Here is a 15,289-nt window from a genome sequence, read left to right on the forward strand (position 1 = left end):
CCTCCGACACCAGCCCCCCTTACCGCAGGTCTTAAAGAAGGAGTCTTCTGCCGATAAATGATAAAAGAGAAGACATAAGAAGGAGGCATTCCAATGGATACAGGTACAATCGCTTTCATTTTAGTCATGGGATTTGCTCTCGTCATTACGGGAGGACTGACTTTCCTTGTAGTAAAGCGGAAAGAGTATGGTCTTATTTCTGGTTTTTCCAGTCGTCCAGAGGAAGAAAAGCGTATTTTGATGGAAAATGGGTATGTGAAAGCGGTCGAGCGGCTGTTATTCCTTATTTTCCTTCTGTTTGCAGGTGTCTTTATAATGGGATTGCTTCCGGTTCCATACGGATTGGAGATCAGCCTGGCTGTCTTCCTCCTCGTTGTGCTGGGAGGCGCGGTCCGTGTGCAGATGTATGAAGTGCCCGGGAAGAGGAAAAGAAATCTTTGGCTTACATCGATCCTCGGCCTCCTGGTCATAACAGGCCTGGGTGTTTTAACATATTTCAGTATGATGGAAAACGAGGTCACGGTGACAGAAACACACTTGGAGATTTCAGGGATGTACGGGTTGGAGTGGAAGCTTGGGGATATTGATCAGGTTACGGTTGAAGAAGAACTTCCGGAAGTCATCTTAAAATCCAACGGCTTTGCGGCAGCAGGACAATTGAAGGGGCGGTTCCGACTGGAGAAACCATATGGACCTGCACGTCTTTTCATCCATGACCAAAACGAAGGGCCGTTTCTTTATGTTCAGAAAGGGGAGGAGGACCTTTGGTTAAGTCGGGAAAGAAGAGAAGAGATTGCAGGCCTTTATGAGCAGTTGAATACGGGGAAATAAAAAAGCAGCGGAGACTCCGCTGCCTTTCTGTTTATTCTTTCGTATATACCTCGTCTTTCAATTCTTCTTCTTTCACTTCTGCCTGAGGCAGGAGGATTTTTTCGAAATCGAAGGCGTCCAATTCTCTGCCGTCCTTCACTTTGTTCGGGAGATCCGGATTCGCAAGCGCTCCTGTTCCAATGGAAACGAGGTGGGCCTGATCAGAGGAAAGGATGGTTTCAGCTTTCTCAGGGTCCTGCAGCTGACCATTAGCCACCACTGTAATTCCGCTGAACTCTTTAGCTGCTTCCGCAAGTGTTTTCGTTCCCTCCCCGAAGGACGAAGCAGAAGCATCGCCGTCAGTAACATGGATATAATCGAGACCGGTTTTACCGAGAGCTCCGAAGATTTCCTCCGCTTCTTTTTCGCCACCGGCCCATTTATGGGCTTGATCGGCTACTTTCCCTTGGGAAATCCGAATCCCAACGATAAAATCTTCTCCCACGGCTGCAAGAACTTCATCCACCACTTCAAGGACATAACGAAGTCGGTTTTCTACAGAACCACCATAGGCATCTTCGCGGTGGTTTAAGTAATCGGTTAAGAATTGATCCAGTAAATAGCCATTCGCGCCGTGGATTTCCACACCGTCAAATCCAGCAGCTTTCGCGCGTCTGGCACTGTCGACAAAGCTCATTTTCGTCTCAGTCAGGTCCGGTTCCTCCATCGCTCTAGGCGTTTGGAAAGGACCTGATCCTCCGTAAAAGCCGAGCTGCTCGCCTTTAGGGGCGATGGCAGAGGGCGCGATGGTCTCATCTGTATACGCATTCCCCTGACTTTGCCCGCCTGCGTGCATCAGTTGAGCAATCATGATGGATCCTTCCTCATGAACTGCCTCTACAACAGGTTTCCAGGCATCTGCCTGAATGTCTGTAGCAAGGCCGGGTTGATTGTTATAGCCCTGGCTGAAGCTCTGATCTGTATATATGCCTTCACTGATAATGGCTGCAAACCCGCCTTTAGCGAAGCGGCGGTAATATTTCTTCATCGTATCATTGGCACGGCCGTCTGCTTCGGCACTAATGCGGGTCATCGGTGCCACCACATACCGGTTCTTGAGTGTTCTACTGTCTAAATGGAATGTATTAAAAAGCATATCTTCTGCCACCTTTCCTTCTTTTCAGCACTTTCAGGGTACGTTCTTTTTGTCTCAAATTCAAAACAAATGCTTACACTGCTGTAAGTTAGCATACCCCTGCTTCTATTTTTCATAAGGAAGGAGGAACTTCATGTTCCGATAGTGGAGAGGGAGGTTTTTTCAAAGGTGATAAGAAATCAGCCTTGGTGTCTTAAGCCTTCCTCATGCTGACAGAACGGACAAGGAAAGGGGAGCAAAACATAAAAAAAGACGGGCATAGCGTCCGTCTTTTAGTGGGGAGCATCAGGCAAACTGTTTCAGTGCCTTGTACACTTCTTCTCCTTCATCATTTAATACGTGGCCGCTTCCGTGACAGCGGCTGCATTTGGTTTCATAACTGGTTTCCTCGACCGCAAGCTTCCAGGCTGTTTTCTCGCTGGCATGATTGACGCGGCTGTAATGATCCATAATCATATTGGCCTTGCTGTCATCATATTCCTTATAGGCTCCTGTTCCTTGACATAAGGGGCAGACATGATAGAGGTGACTCACCGTATGTTTATTCAAACCGACCACTTCCTTCGTATTTGATATAGTTAAAGTATGATTGATTTTATGAAATATTCTGACAAAAGGCAATACTTTTTCTTCCCATAAAAAAGAAAAAAAGTCATTTTAGACGAAAGACCTAACCAATAGAATAGAAAAAGCCACCGGAAATCCGATGGCTTTTCTATCGTCTGTTATTTACCGATGAACATTTGTGTCCAGTAGTTTCCTTCTTCTGCGTGACCTACACCGATGTGTGTGAAGTCAGGATTCATAATGTTTTCACGGTGTCCCTGACTGTTCATCCATCCTTCAACAACCTGCTCAGGAGATGTCTGCCCCATAGCAATGTTTTCACCGGCTGTACGGTAGTCAATGCCATATTGATCCATCATATCAAATGGAGATCCGTACGTCGGGCTGTTGTGAGAGAAATAGTCATTATTCTGCATATCAAGAGACTTGTCCTTGGCTGCTCCACTGAGCTCTGTATCCAGCTTCAGTGGTTCAAGCCCCTGTTTTTCACGTTCCTGGTTCGTTAGTTCTACCACTTCTTTTTCAAAAGCGGATACGTCAGAAGAGGTGTTCTCTTCCTGGGTGGATTCCTGCTGCTGTGCTTGTTCTTCGGATGTTGTTGTTTCTTCAGCTTCCGGCTGTGGTGCAGCTTCTTCGGCTGGCTCCTCCTGTGCAGGTTCTTGTTCCTGAACCGGCTGCTCTTCTACTGAGGCTTGTTCAGAGGATTGGGCGTTCCAATTGAATTGTTCAAGCAGAGACTGTACATCCATTTGATCATACTGACCATTTTTCAGTGCCTCTTCATTTTGTTTAATCCAGTCATTTACCTGGCTGGAATCTATTTGAATGGTTTTCGTTTGAACCTGGTAATCTTTCTGGACCTCACCGGTAGATGCAAGGGATGTGGCTGGTGATGCTAGTAGAGACAGCGCCAGTGCGCCTGTCAGAATAAGTGGCTTCTTCATAATCTTAACTTCCTCCTTGATGAGTTGTGTTGTTTGGAACAACTCTATCGTACCATCAAGATCTTGTAATATAGGAGGTTGGATCTGGAAAATGCTGTTCGTAGAGTGATAGAAAAAGAAGAAATCTCTTGAGGAAACCGAACAAACCCAACAGTGGCGTGGACAGAATAATCTCATAATTCATGAGAGTAGAAGTGGAAGGGGAGGAAGAGTTATCCAAAAGGATTATAAATTTCATGAAAGAGAGTCTTGACACCCTTGAAATCGCTGGGGATTTGTTACATATGTAACACAGGTGTTACAAGGTAAACCTTCCATAGTCCTCTCCGGCAAGGTAAGAAAGCGCAATGACCGCAGGCGGGTGATCGGAAAGCCCTTTATGGATTTTTTGGTTGGTGGGATTGGAAAAAGTTATGGTATAGTGGGGATAGAATTAAAGGAGGTTGATTGTATGACGATGATACACCTGTCGATTCCGAAACAGAAACAGCCTTTACGGATAAAAGCGGAACGGGCGGCTTTTTTTGAGCAGACGCAGCTGATTGAAGGATATGATGATGAAAACTGCTGGCTGCTGTTCTTTTTCAAACAAACCTTCCTTACTGCTGTGAAGACGAAAAAGATGAAGCGGACCTCCTACGCTTCCCGTGTATGGAAAGAAGGCCTGGTTTATGAACACCCTCATCCTTTCCTGACCGGTTTGATCGACGCGGAAAAACCTCTGAACAAAATCAACTATCCCCAGTTGAAGAAGAAAGCTGCCCGGCATTTCACAAGACAGGAGCAAAGCCGGATCCTCACTCTTTTCGAATCTTTTATTCCTAAAAAACAACTGCTTGCTGATATAAAAGCGATTTTTTATACGTGTAGACGGGAAGGTAAAATGTTTGAATCGTACACCATTGTAAGGGAAATGGAGCGCCTGGCACCGGAAAGCCGGTTCGTTAAGGAAATCAGCCACGATCTTGCTTTTGCTTCATTCTCAGAGGCGTATCACAAACGGGAGGCCTCCTTATATACACGCGATCGTTTATACGCGGAAGATCATGCTTCCGTGGAAGAGAAGTCACGACACCTGCTTAACGAAAACAGGAAAATGGAGCACCTCGCGCATAGGATCGGCGCTCTCCCTCCAACCTTGTCTGCTGAAGAAGCAGAAACGTTCCTTCATACCGTTAAGGACACATTTCATCCTGTAGACCAAATGTACCTTCTGGAACCCCTGATATCCAGCCGCCCTTCCTATGATCAACTTACGGATTTTCTGCTTAATCTCTATCTTGAACACCGCTGTGTTGAACCGTCCGCGGGAATCGTTCAACGTTTTAACGTCCTTCCACAATCCGACCAGATGGCAGCAGCAGCCGCTGTACTTGATGAAATAGACATGCGTCAATCTCTTGATGCGGCCCACATCCTTTTGGAAAAAATTCTCCCCGTTCTTCCGGAATCGACGGGACACCTCGTTGAAAAATATATTGAAGCTTTATTTTCGGAGATGGAAGTGGCGGAGTTGATCGAAAGAATCCGGCCTTTATCCGAAAAGTCCCCATCCTTTAAGAAAATCGTCCGGATGAAAGAAATTTCGGGAGATCTCGATCATCTTCTCGAGCTTGGGGAGGGATACTACCACTTCCATCAGCTGGATCAGGCTCTGGAATGCTTCCAAATGGAGATGGAACTCCAGCCCGACCGTCCGGAACCGCTTCAATGGCTGGCCAGGGTGTATCAGGATAAACAGATGATGGAAGAGTCTAAAGCGTACCAGAAACTCTGTGTTGACCTTCAAAAACGGAACTGACCTTCAAACCAGGCACGAAAAAGCTGATCCTTCTTGAGGTCAGCTTTTTTTGTGGATATTATTGTCAAACTGAGTGTGATGTAATATACTACATTACAACACTAATGCACCCATTCGGAGAGAAGGTGATCAAGGTGATCCTGGATACAAACGGCATGAAACCGATCTATATACAAATCGCGGAATGGATGGAAAGTGAAATCATGAATGGCGGATTGAACGTGGATGAGAAGGTTTATTCCCAGTATAAGCTGGCTGAAATGTACAACATTAATCCCGCTACAGCAGCAAAGGGTCTTACAAAATTGGCAGAGGAAGGGATTCTTTATGATAAGCGTGGAATCGGTAAATTTGTTGCCGAAGGGGCGAAACAGATGATTATCGAGAAACGGAAAAATCAGACGTTAAAGCAATTGATTGACGATGTCGTGACAGAAGCCGGCTATCTCCAACTGTCAGAAGATGAGGTTATTGAACTGATCCGGAATTCCTGGAAGGGGAGAGCAGAATGAAAGCTGTTCAAACTAAAGAATTAATTAAAAAATATGGCCGGAGAACAGCCCTTAACGGGGTTTCCTTCTCCATTGAGGAGAATACCATTACAGGTCTTGCCGGACGGAACGGGGCGGGGAAAACGACCCTGTTAAAGATTCTCACAGGCCTCTTGAAAGAAAGTGACGGGAAAGTTGAAGTCTATGGGAACCGTCCGTTCAACAATCTGCAGGTATCAGCCAACAGCATCTACATCGATGATCAGATGAATTTTCCAACGTCCTTAACGTTGAAGGAAATTTTAGAGGAGGGACGCCGCTTTTATCATAATTGGGATCATACGCTTGCGATGAACTTATTTGATTATTTCGGTTTTCACCCAAAAGGTCGTCACAACGAGCTGTCAAAAGGGAAAGAAAGCACCTTCAATATGATCATCGGTCTGGCATCCCGTTCGGCACTGACAATTTTTGATGAACCCACTACAGGGATGGATGCTGCCGTGCGGAAGGATTTCTACAGAGCTTTATTGAAAGATTACCTGGCCTATCCGCGGACGATTTTACTATCCACTCATCATCTCGAGGAGGTGGAGGATATTCTGGAGGATATCCTCCTTATGGATAAAGGAAATCTTCTGATGCATACCTCAATGGAAGATATGAAATCCTATGCGGTCGCGGTGTCTGGACGGAAAGAATGGATGCCGGAGTGGATGGAGGATAAACATCTTCTATACAAGGAGGAATCAGGTCCGTACGAGCAAACGGTGATTCTTCAGAATAACTTTACTTCAGAAGAAAAAGAAGAATTGAAGCGGAAGGGCGTCCAGCTTTCACCCGTTTCAGCGAGCGATGCCTTCGTTTATATGACAGGAGAAGCAAATGGGAAAGGGGGCGTGGATGATGTATTCAGCGGACGTATCGACAGCGGGAGTGATTAAAAAACAAATCAGCTATAAATGGCGTGCCTATATCAGTGTGTTTACTTCGTTAGTGGTCATTCAGCTTCTGGGTGTCCTATTCTCCCTGAATGGAACGGGGATGAGCAGCTCAGGAGGAAGGAGCTACAACATTCAGGTGGAATATTACAATGCAGATATCATTATGATATTCACGATTTTCTGGGGATTTATAACCGCCTTGCTTCTGACGACAAAAGCGTACAGAGAAGATGACTTTGCCTTTGTTACGAACCGTATGAGCGGTACACTGTCCACGATTCTGTATTTATGGATCATCTCTTCGATTGCGGGGTTCACGGCTTCACTCTCTGGATACCTCTTGAAAGTGGTGGTCTTCCTGTTCACCTCGCAGGAGATCCTGAACAGCACCGGGGCAGGAGGCGCAGGGGTCTACCTCATGGGCCTTGTATCGCTCATTCTGACTATTTTCATGTTCGCAGGCTTTGGTTATGCGGTTGGTATGATTGTCCAGTGGAATAAGATGTTCGTCATTCTGCTTCCCGTCCTGGTAATTGGCCTCTTGTTTTCACTGGAAAAGGCAGGCTATTCGCTGGATCAATTCTTTTTCCAATTCCTCTTTTCTGAACAGAGCTTCTGGCTGTTTCTCATCAAGAGCACTGCGGTCAGTGCGGCTGCGTATCTCAGTGCCTTTCTCATTTCAAACCGATTGGAAGTGAAACAATGATGGTCCTTCTCCCAATACTTGTCCTTGCTTTTGTCGTCGCCGTCACAGCGTCTGCTTCAGTAGGAACAATGAAGATGCGCCTGGGGCAGGGGAAAACAGGATTATGGATGCTTAAAGGGTATCTCATTCTACTGGGGGTATCGATGATGGTCTCTGTTTTCCTTCCTTCTGAAACCACAGCTTCCATGGATGAGGAAAGAACAAATTCAAAACAACCATCGGAAGCATCCATCCCAATGCTGATTGCAGAGGGGGAGGTGGATGAAGTAAATGGAAATCATCTGGTTAAAGAGTGGTCTTTTGAACTCCCGGATCATGAATTGAGGCTCGAATCCTCTATGGAAATTGGAACGGGTCCCGATATTTTCATAGAAAAAACACCTCAGGTGAAAGGGAAGATTCATGCCTCTTATTACCGCTCGCCGATTTACGTAGACGGTTTAAAAGTACAGGAAGAATTTAAACCGACATTGAACATGAATCAGGATACATTGACGGTGCGTGTACAAAACCCGGTGAATGTCGACTATCAAATGTTCACGTCTGAATTTCCTTTTACCCAGTTTTCCGGGAAACGCGGGGACCGGGGCAGAGGAACTCATATCGATTGGGGCGAGGAGGCTGTCTCGGCTGTCTATATTCAGGTTCCTGCAGGCACGGAGATTAACGGAGAAAATGGGAATTACCACCTTATTGATCCGGCTTCATAAAGAACATACAAAACGTCTAGGTGTCAGACTCCTAGACGTTTTTTTATTCAGCGGCGTTTCCCGCAGCAGCCACCTTTACGCGGCTTTCGGCGTGGAGGTCTCTGTAAAGGCGCAGCGTCCGTTTTCTTAGGTTGATCGTTGTGACTCATCCTTTCCCCTCCCTTCTTTACTATCATAAGCACATGTGTGGAAAGCGAAACGGCGCTTTGGCCCAAACAGGGAAGATCTCATTCGTGCGTAGGAGTGATATTCAGACGGGAAGGTTCATAGGATAGAAAAAAGGATAGATGGACAACTTTTACCTGTGCACGAAACGTATGGATGGAGGAGGCGGAAGAAATGAAAAAAGACGCTGTACAGCTGCAGCAGAAATTGATTTATTACCGCTCAGAGCTGGATAAATATAAGAAAAAAGTACAGGATTATCAGGAAAACTATCACTACTCCATGCTGGAGAGTTTAAAAAATGAAAATGAAAAGTTGAAACAGGAAAGCGGGCGATGGTCGGAGGAAGAAGCGGTTTTGAAAGGGGAACTGGCCAAAAGAAACCAGACATACCAGCTCCAGCTGGAAAAAGCACAGACGCAGGAAGAGCAGTATAAAGCAGAAATCAAAAAGTGGCAGACCCAGGTGGTTGACCTGAGAGAAGCGGAGAAGCAGGAGAAAGCTGAGCGGAAGCAGGTGGAGGCAGAGCTTGGGGAATACCAGCAGCGCTTTTTTCAAGCTCAGCGGGATACGTCCATGCTTCAGAAAAGTTATGCGGAGCTGAAAGTAGAGATCCAGAGAGAGCAGGATAAACAACGGGAGCTGCAGAAGAGAGCAGATGACATAGAAAAGCTGTTCATGGAGGAGGGGGAAAGGACCCGGCGGATGCTGCAGGACCACGCCTTTTTAATGAATAGTTACTTGGACGCCCAGCGCCTGCTTCAAAAAGAAAGGCAGAAGAACGCAGCTTTTGAACAGGAAGCATCCAAACGGAAATCAGAGCTGGAAGAGGTTCAAAAGCAGTTCAAGAATGAACAGGAGCAGGTCCGGCAGTTAAAAGGTGAACTCCAGAAATGGCAGACAGCTGCCGATCAAAGGAAGAAGGAAGAGGAGAAACTTCTTCACCAAATGGAAGATCAGATGGCTTCCTTTTTCGGGGAAGCCATCCGGCCTAAACATATGGCGGGGAATAAAAGTGCATTTATGAAAGTGCTGGAAACGAAAATTGAAGAGCTTACTTCAGAAATCGAGGCCAGCGAGCAGCAGAAAGATAAATAACGTCCTCAACCATAAAAAAGTCCGGCGTTCTGTAAAAGAGAAGGCTGGACTTTTTTTGGTCCCGTTTTTCAGCGATGTCACGAGGAGGAGTCGGTAGTGACGCCAGCGTGAACAGCTGAGGCCGTGCCCGCGGCAGGCATCCACCTATAAGTGGAACGTGGCCGTCCACGAGAAACCTTGGTATGCCCCTGGATGCCAGGGTCTTTTGGATGCCGTCCGGATTCCAGGGCTTTTTTTACTGCTCGGAGGATGGGATGGTTATGTTCAGCTGTCTTCGGTCTGTCCCATCTGTATCGACTGTCCAGTATTCCCGTTGGGGCTCGCGTCCTGCGAAATTCCGATCGATCGTGTACATAATCTGATCAGAAGAACGGAAAAACAGGGGATGACCTGCCTGGACAGAGCTTTTGGTCACCTGCTTGATATGGCCTCCCTCTGGATCCATGGTAAAGATTTCATATTCATATGTCCCGCTGTCATTGGTGGAGGCGACATCGGAAAAGGCGACGGTGTTTCCATCCGGAGATAAGCGCGGGGCGCCCACAACCGGATCCTGAGCTTTTGAATAGGACGGGGATTCCGGCCATATCGTCGTTGTTTCTCCGGTTGTTAAGTGAAGACGCTCAATCGCATGTTTTTCATAATCCAGTTTATAAAGCAGTTCCTCTTCACTGATGACCTGGAGGGAATTGATGGAGACCGAATTCAAGTTCGTGACCTCTTCTATTTCTCCGGATTCGATGGTCAGCTTGTATACATCAAACTCCGACGGCTGGGTGCGTCCATCATCATAAATGTCCTTATATTCCTCATTTTTCAACAGGTATAACTGGGTACCGTCCGGAGAAAAATCCATATCGGAAATGTATTCTTCCTCATCAAGCAGCGGGGTGGTCTTTCCGTCCTCCCATAACATCAGCTGTTGATGTTGATGGACTTCACCTTTCCATTCACGGAGGAAGGCGATTTTACCATCTGAGGAATAAACCGGGCGCGTATCGTTTTTTTCGTTTACCGGTTCCGTCAACCGCTCCGCTTCGCCACCCTCTGAAGAAACGGTATATAAACTTCCCTGTCCGTCCTGATAGTGGGTGAAAACAATGGATTCATCATCATCAGAAAGGTCGGGGGTATGCCCAAGTCCGGTTGGACCGCCGGGAGAATCAGCCAATGTACCCGTCCAGTACAATAAGCCGAACAGGATGGCCATACTGGAAATGAACAGGATGTTCTTCTTTAGTAAAGACATTGTTTTAACTTCCTTTCGCATAATCTTTGGACAGAACATGGGAAACGGCTCCGGAAAGAAGGAAAATCGCTCCGTAGATGCCTATGATTAAATGAAAGAGTAGACCGATCAAAAGGACGACAGCTCCGTATCCGGTCAATGCTTGAGTAGTGAGAAGCAGGGCCTTTCTTTTTTTCAGCCATACCAATGATCCTGCGATGATAAGAAACATGAAGAAAACGGGCCAGGCCAGTGTGATAAGTAGATCAATCATAAAACCCCTCCTTTATATCCATTTCAAAATCGTAACAGGCACGGTCACGATGAGGCCTGAAAACAACAGCCCGGTGAAAATGGCTGTGACGGGTTTTTTTCCAATCAGCCTCATTTGGTATTTGTAGAAAGCCAGCCAGGCCGCTACGGCCGTTAAAGGGAGGAAGACCCTGGCATTCATACCGCCGAAAATCAACGCTCCCCATGTGAAGAACAGACCGGCCCCGGAAATCATCAATCCATAAATAATGTTGACGATGTGGCTGATTTTCGTCACTACCCGCCCTCTTCTATCAGCAGAAGGATGCGTAGTGGCGTAATACGAATTCCGTACGATAAAAACAAGGCAAAGGAGGATCAGGATGGTTATGAAAAGGCTCATTAAAATGACCTGAAGTTGATAAAACCGGGGCACGACCATATAGTTGAACGCATTCCACAAAATTGTCAGGAATACGAGGACATTGACAGACCAGTAGTGCCGTCCTGTCCAGGATATATTAATGGCTGTCAAAACGATGAGCGTCCCCAGCGACATTTGAATGGCGAGCCACTCCGGCCAAGGGTCGCCGAATGAGAAAGCCGCTGTGAGGTGAATGAAGATACCGAGCAGGATGGTCCCGGCGCCTATGATGTAAAGCAGTCCACGTTGAAAGGGATACAGACTTTCCTGTATACCGCCGCCGATCATGCCGGCATCGCCGAAATCCCTGATGGCCAGTTTTTCCGCTTTTTTCTCATTGACTCCCTCATTGAGATACTCTTGTTTGGCACTCGTAAGGTGGGTGGTCAATTCTTCCCGGATTTCCTCCCGTTCTTCCTCCGTGCTCTGCATTTCCTTCAATATGCTGGTGACATGTTTATCAATTTTCTTCATGCCAGGTCCTCCGACGTCTTGGAGATCAGGTCGCTGACGCTTTTCCATTCTTGGAGCTTCTGCTGCAGAATCGTCCGCCCTTCGTCGGTGATGCGGTAGTATTTTCTGCGTCCGCCTGTCGTTTCGGACCAATAAGACGTCAGCCACTGCTTACGCTCCAGCCGCTTCAATGCGGGATAGAGCGTGCCTTCGCTCATGCTGTACAGCTGATCACTCTGCTCTTTCAGATGTTTCACAATCTCATAGCCGTACATATCTCGGTGGTTGACTAAGTTCAGCATAAGGATGTCGATACTGCCTTTCATAATTTCCCGATCCATAGATTCACACCTTTTCCAAATTATTCTAAAACCATTGTATAACGAGGTCCATCGTTTAACAAGGGTGTAAGTGGATACTCACACATCTGGGCATTTGCACATAAAGTATCCATTGAGGTGGTGTAAGATGATACATCGCGCTAAGGAGATCCGCGATGATCCGGTTCAAATGGAACGGCAGGAGTGGAAGGATAGAAGGCGCCGGCAGCGCTTAAAGCAGCTATTAACGGTGTCATCGCCGGTCTTCCTGCTTCTACTCTGGGAATGCTTTTCGCGGATGGGGTGGATGGATGCCCGCTTCTTTCCACCTCCCAGTGCTATTCTCTACACGTTTTGGGAGCTTGGAAAAAGCGGTGAGCTGTTTCATCATATTGGGATTTCGCTGTTCCGCATTGGTGCAGGATTCTTAATGGGAGTCATCCCAGCTGTGGCTGTCGGGTTATTTATGGGGTTGTATTCACCGGCACGTCATGTCCTGTCTCCGTTGATTATGGCGGTTATGCCGATTCCCACCCTGGCGCTGCTGCCGATTATCATTATTTTGTTCGGTGTCGGGGAAGTTTCGAAAATCGTAACGATTGCCGGCAGTGTGTTCTTTCCAGTCGTCATCAATACCGTCGCTGGAGTAACGAATATTGACCGCATTTATTTGGACGTTGCGAAAAATTACGGAGCGGGGTCGAAGCAGTTTTTCTTTAAAATCGCACTGCCGGGCTCTCTGCCTGTTATGCTCGAAGGCATCCAGATGGGGCAGGCGATTGCCCTGTTGACGATTGTCGCCGCTGAAATGATGGGGGCAAATTCAGGAATCGGTTACCTGATCTGGACTTCCTATAAAGCGTTCCTGCTCAAGGAAATGTATGTCGGACTGATCGTTATCTCGTTCTTCGGTTATCTATTCTCGGTTCTGCTGCGTGGGCTGCAGGTGAAACTTCTGCCTTGGAGGTGATGAAATGAGTACAAAGATTCTCATGAAGGATTTAACAAAAGTGTTCTACAAAAAAGAAGCGAAGGTCACAGCACTGGAAAATATCTCGATGACGATCGAGGATGGGGAGTTCGTCTGCCTCCTTGGTCCCAGCGGGTGTGGAAAAACGACACTGCTCCGAATAGTAGCGGAGCTGGAGAAACCGAGTGCGGGGTCCTTTGCTATTATGAGGGAAAAAGCCGGACGCCCGCTTCAGTCCATGGTTTTTCAGGAGCGTGGGGTGATTCCATGGCTGACTGTGGAAGGGAATGTGAGCTTCGGACTGAAAATGAGGCGTACGCCTGAAGCAGTAACGAAGGAGCGGACAGCGTATTACCTCAAAAAGACGGGCTTGGAAAAGTTCGCAGGCTTGTATCCCCGTGAACTGTCAGGAGGGATGAAACAGCGCGTCAGTATCGCACGGGCGTTCGCCAACGATCCGGAAATCCTTCTGATGGATGAACCATTCGCTGCCTTGGATGAGCAGAACAAATTCATCCTGCAGGAAGAACTGCTGACCATCTGGGCTGAAACCAAAAAGACGGTCTTATTTATTACCCACAGCATTGACGAAGCCCTCCTTCTCAGCGATCGGATCCTGCTAATGAGTGCTCAGCCGGGAAGGATTGTGAAGGAAATCCACATCCAGTCCCCAAGACCCCGGACGATGGAGCAGATCCGCTCTGATCCGGAAATGGCCGCTCATTTTGTCAGCGTCTGGAATCATCTGCAGAATGAGGTGCAGCAGTCGCGTTCACATAATTGAAAGGGGTCGGAGCATGATGGTGAAAAAAGTCTGTCATCTGCTTTCGTTTTTATTATTCATTTTTCTCCTGTTCGGCTGTGGGGCTGTTCAGGAAGAGAAACCGACAGAAGGGAACCCTCCATCGGGGGATATGGAGCCGCTTGAAAAGAAAACGACAGTCGTTATCGCTGAGGATGGCGCTGCCTCCGGAGCCGGCTTTTACATTGCCAAGGAAAAGGGGTACTTCGATGACTACAATATCGATATCCGATTCACCAGCTTTGCCAATAGTGATGATATGCTCCCGGCTCTCGCTGCGGGAGAAGTGGATATCGCCGGTGGTGTATCAACAGCTTCCTTCTTCAATGCCATCGCCCAGGGCATTGATGTGAAAATCATCGCCGACAAAGGGCATTATTTTGAAGGGAATTCCTATTTCAGCTTCGTTATCCGCGAAGACCTGCAGGAAGACATCCAGGATTATGCCGACTTGAAAGGAAAGCGGATTGCGGTATCCTCGAGAAATGCCGTTGATGATTACATTTTTCAAAGAATGCTTGAGCACGCCGGTCTGACAGAAGAAGACGTAGAGTTTGTCCTGATGTCTGACTTTGGGAATATGCTTGCAGCTATGGGCAGCAAGTCCATTGACGCCGCGCTGCAGATCGAACCGCTGATTACCCAGGGGGAGGCGCAGGGTCTTCACGTCCGTTTCAAAGATGCCACGGATTATGCTCCCGATGCGCAGATTGCCATGGTGCTCGGATCACCAGATTTCGTTGATAGAGAGGAAGAGGTATCTGTCCGGTTTATGGCCGCCTATTTAAAAGGGATCCGTGATTACAACGACGCCTTTCTGTATGGGGAAGGCCTGAATGAGGTCATTGATATTATGACGAAGCATACCGCCCTTAAAGACCCTGCCATATGGAGGGAGGTAGGGGTCACTGGTCTTGATCCCAATGGACAGATGTTTGTCGAAGATATCCATAAGCAGTTCGAAATGTACAAATCAAACGGGGCTGTCCGTGGGGATGTTGATTTTAATAGAGCTGTTGATACGACATTGACCGACCGGGCATTGGAGGAAATTGGTCCGTATACCCGCTGATTGAAGAGGAGTTCCTGACGCAGGTGGGACTCTCAGCAGGCAGTGGAGTGGTTCGTAACTCGTGTTTCTGTTTGCGTTCTGCTTATCGATGGATGCCTGCCGGCGTGCGCAGCCTCAGCTGACCTGGGCTTGCGCTGATCCCGTCGGCGTCATCGTCGAGTTCTCCGCATACTCTCATCAGACCATAAACAATAAAAAGGAAAATGTTACCCGAAGACCGTTCCCTGACCATGATGTGTCCATGTTGTACTTTATTTACATAGACATCGGTTATTTTCCGATATATTATTTTAAATTGATTCATTGGACGCATGAGGAATGTATGGGAAATTAAGGGTTTTAAAGGCGGTCAGGTCTAAAGTGGTATAGACGACTA

General features: G+C 47.3%; 17 protein-coding genes. 10 read left to right on the forward strand and 7 right to left on the reverse strand.

What is annotated here, in order from left to right:
* Positions 1 to 93: 93 nt before the first annotated feature.
* Positions 94 to 831, forward strand: coding sequence for a DUF3784 domain-containing protein (locus GLV97_RS09945; RefSeq protein ID WP_160889592.1), 738 nt, complete (start codon positions 94 to 96; stop codon positions 829 to 831).
* Positions 832 to 862: 31 nt separating this feature from the next.
* Here the strand turns inward: GLV97_RS09945 and GLV97_RS09950 are convergent, their stop codons facing one another.
* The 3 genes from GLV97_RS09950 to GLV97_RS09960 all read right to left on the reverse strand — a co-directional run bounded on the left by GLV97_RS09950 (position 863) and on the right by GLV97_RS09960 (position 3,477).
* On the reverse strand, positions 863 to 1,966 hold the full coding sequence (locus tag GLV97_RS09950; RefSeq protein ID WP_160889593.1) for a tRNA-dihydrouridine synthase: 1,104 nt from the start codon (positions 1,964 to 1,966) through the stop codon (positions 863 to 865).
* Between the two features lie 285 nt (positions 1,967 to 2,251).
* A complete protein-coding gene (locus GLV97_RS09955; protein WP_160839048.1) occupies positions 2,252 to 2,515 on the reverse strand; it encodes a hypothetical protein in 264 nt (87 codons plus the stop codon).
* Between the two features lie 176 nt (positions 2,516 to 2,691).
* Positions 2,692 to 3,477, reverse strand: coding sequence for a CAP domain-containing protein (locus GLV97_RS09960; RefSeq protein WP_160841383.1), 786 nt, complete (start codon positions 3,475 to 3,477; stop codon positions 2,692 to 2,694).
* Between the two features lie 451 nt (positions 3,478 to 3,928).
* Here GLV97_RS09960 and GLV97_RS09965 point away from each other — a divergent pair, with 451 nt between their 5' ends.
* The 6 genes from GLV97_RS09965 (at position 3,929) to GLV97_RS09990 (ending at position 9,392) form a co-directional block, all read left to right on the forward strand.
* The gene (locus GLV97_RS09965) at positions 3,929 to 5,278 is read left to right on the forward strand and encodes a hypothetical protein (protein ID WP_160889594.1); all 1,350 of its coding nucleotides are present in this window, start codon (positions 3,929 to 3,931) and stop codon (positions 5,276 to 5,278) included.
* A 125-nt stretch (positions 5,279 to 5,403) separates the two neighbouring features.
* Complete coding sequence (locus GLV97_RS09970; RefSeq protein WP_423784967.1) at positions 5,404 to 5,790, forward strand: GntR family transcriptional regulator; 387 nt, start codon at positions 5,404 to 5,406, stop codon at positions 5,788 to 5,790.
* Positions 5,787 to 6,713, forward strand: a complete 927-nt coding sequence (locus GLV97_RS09975; protein WP_160839042.1) for an ATP-binding cassette domain-containing protein — start codon at positions 5,787 to 5,789, stop codon at positions 6,711 to 6,713. Before GLV97_RS09970 ends, GLV97_RS09975 begins: the two co-directional genes overlap by 4 nt.
* On the forward strand, positions 6,673 to 7,419 hold the full coding sequence (locus GLV97_RS09980) for a hypothetical protein (RefSeq protein WP_160889595.1): 747 nt from the start codon (positions 6,673 to 6,675) through the stop codon (positions 7,417 to 7,419). Before GLV97_RS09975 ends, GLV97_RS09980 begins: the two co-directional genes overlap by 41 nt.
* A complete protein-coding gene (locus GLV97_RS09985; protein WP_160889596.1) occupies positions 7,416 to 8,129 on the forward strand; it encodes a hypothetical protein in 714 nt (237 codons plus the stop codon). Before GLV97_RS09980 ends, GLV97_RS09985 begins: the two co-directional genes overlap by 4 nt.
* 339 nt (positions 8,130 to 8,468) lie before the next feature.
* Positions 8,469 to 9,392: a hypothetical protein gene (locus GLV97_RS09990; protein WP_160889597.1), complete on the forward strand. Its 924-nt coding sequence runs from the start codon at positions 8,469 to 8,471 to the stop codon at positions 9,390 to 9,392.
* A gap of 235 nt (positions 9,393 to 9,627) precedes the next feature.
* Here GLV97_RS09990 and GLV97_RS09995 read toward each other — a convergent pair whose 3' ends face one another.
* From GLV97_RS09995 to GLV97_RS10010, 4 genes are read right to left on the reverse strand one after another with little or no spacing between them, the layout of a single operon-like run.
* On the reverse strand, positions 9,628 to 10,641 hold the full coding sequence (locus tag GLV97_RS09995; RefSeq protein ID WP_160889598.1) for a PD40 domain-containing protein: 1,014 nt from the start codon (positions 10,639 to 10,641) through the stop codon (positions 9,628 to 9,630).
* Between the two features lie 4 nt (positions 10,642 to 10,645).
* Complete coding sequence (locus GLV97_RS10000; protein ID WP_160889599.1) at positions 10,646 to 10,894, reverse strand: hypothetical protein; 249 nt, start codon at positions 10,892 to 10,894, stop codon at positions 10,646 to 10,648.
* A 12-nt stretch (positions 10,895 to 10,906) separates the two neighbouring features.
* Positions 10,907 to 11,770, reverse strand: coding sequence for a permease prefix domain 1-containing protein (locus GLV97_RS10005; protein ID WP_160889600.1), 864 nt, complete (start codon positions 11,768 to 11,770; stop codon positions 10,907 to 10,909).
* On the reverse strand, positions 11,767 to 12,090 hold the full coding sequence (locus tag GLV97_RS10010; RefSeq protein ID WP_160841391.1) for a PadR family transcriptional regulator: 324 nt from the start codon (positions 12,088 to 12,090) through the stop codon (positions 11,767 to 11,769). The genes GLV97_RS10005 and GLV97_RS10010 overlap by 4 nt, the downstream gene beginning before the upstream one ends.
* 127 nt (positions 12,091 to 12,217) lie before the next feature.
* Here GLV97_RS10010 and GLV97_RS10015 point away from each other — a divergent pair, with 127 nt between their 5' ends.
* From GLV97_RS10015 to GLV97_RS10025, 3 genes are read left to right on the forward strand one after another with little or no spacing between them, the layout of a single operon-like run.
* Positions 12,218 to 13,039 (forward strand): ABC transporter permease, encoded by an 822-nt coding sequence (locus GLV97_RS10015; RefSeq protein WP_160839026.1) that lies wholly within the window; start codon positions 12,218 to 12,220, stop codon positions 13,037 to 13,039.
* Positions 13,040 to 13,043: 4 nt separating this feature from the next.
* Entirely contained in the window at positions 13,044 to 13,823 is a 780-nt protein-coding gene (locus GLV97_RS10020; protein WP_160839024.1) for an ABC transporter ATP-binding protein, read from the forward strand.
* 16 nt (positions 13,824 to 13,839) lie between these two features.
* Positions 13,840 to 14,913, forward strand: coding sequence for an ABC transporter substrate-binding protein (locus tag GLV97_RS10025; protein WP_160839023.1), 1,074 nt, complete (start codon positions 13,840 to 13,842; stop codon positions 14,911 to 14,913).
* Positions 14,914 to 15,289: the final 376 nt, after the last annotated feature.

Origin of the sequence: Halobacillus litoralis (assembly GCF_009856355.1) — a bacterium.
GTDB classification, from domain to species: domain Bacteria; phylum Bacillota; class Bacilli; order Bacillales; family Halobacillaceae; genus Halobacillus; species Halobacillus litoralis_B.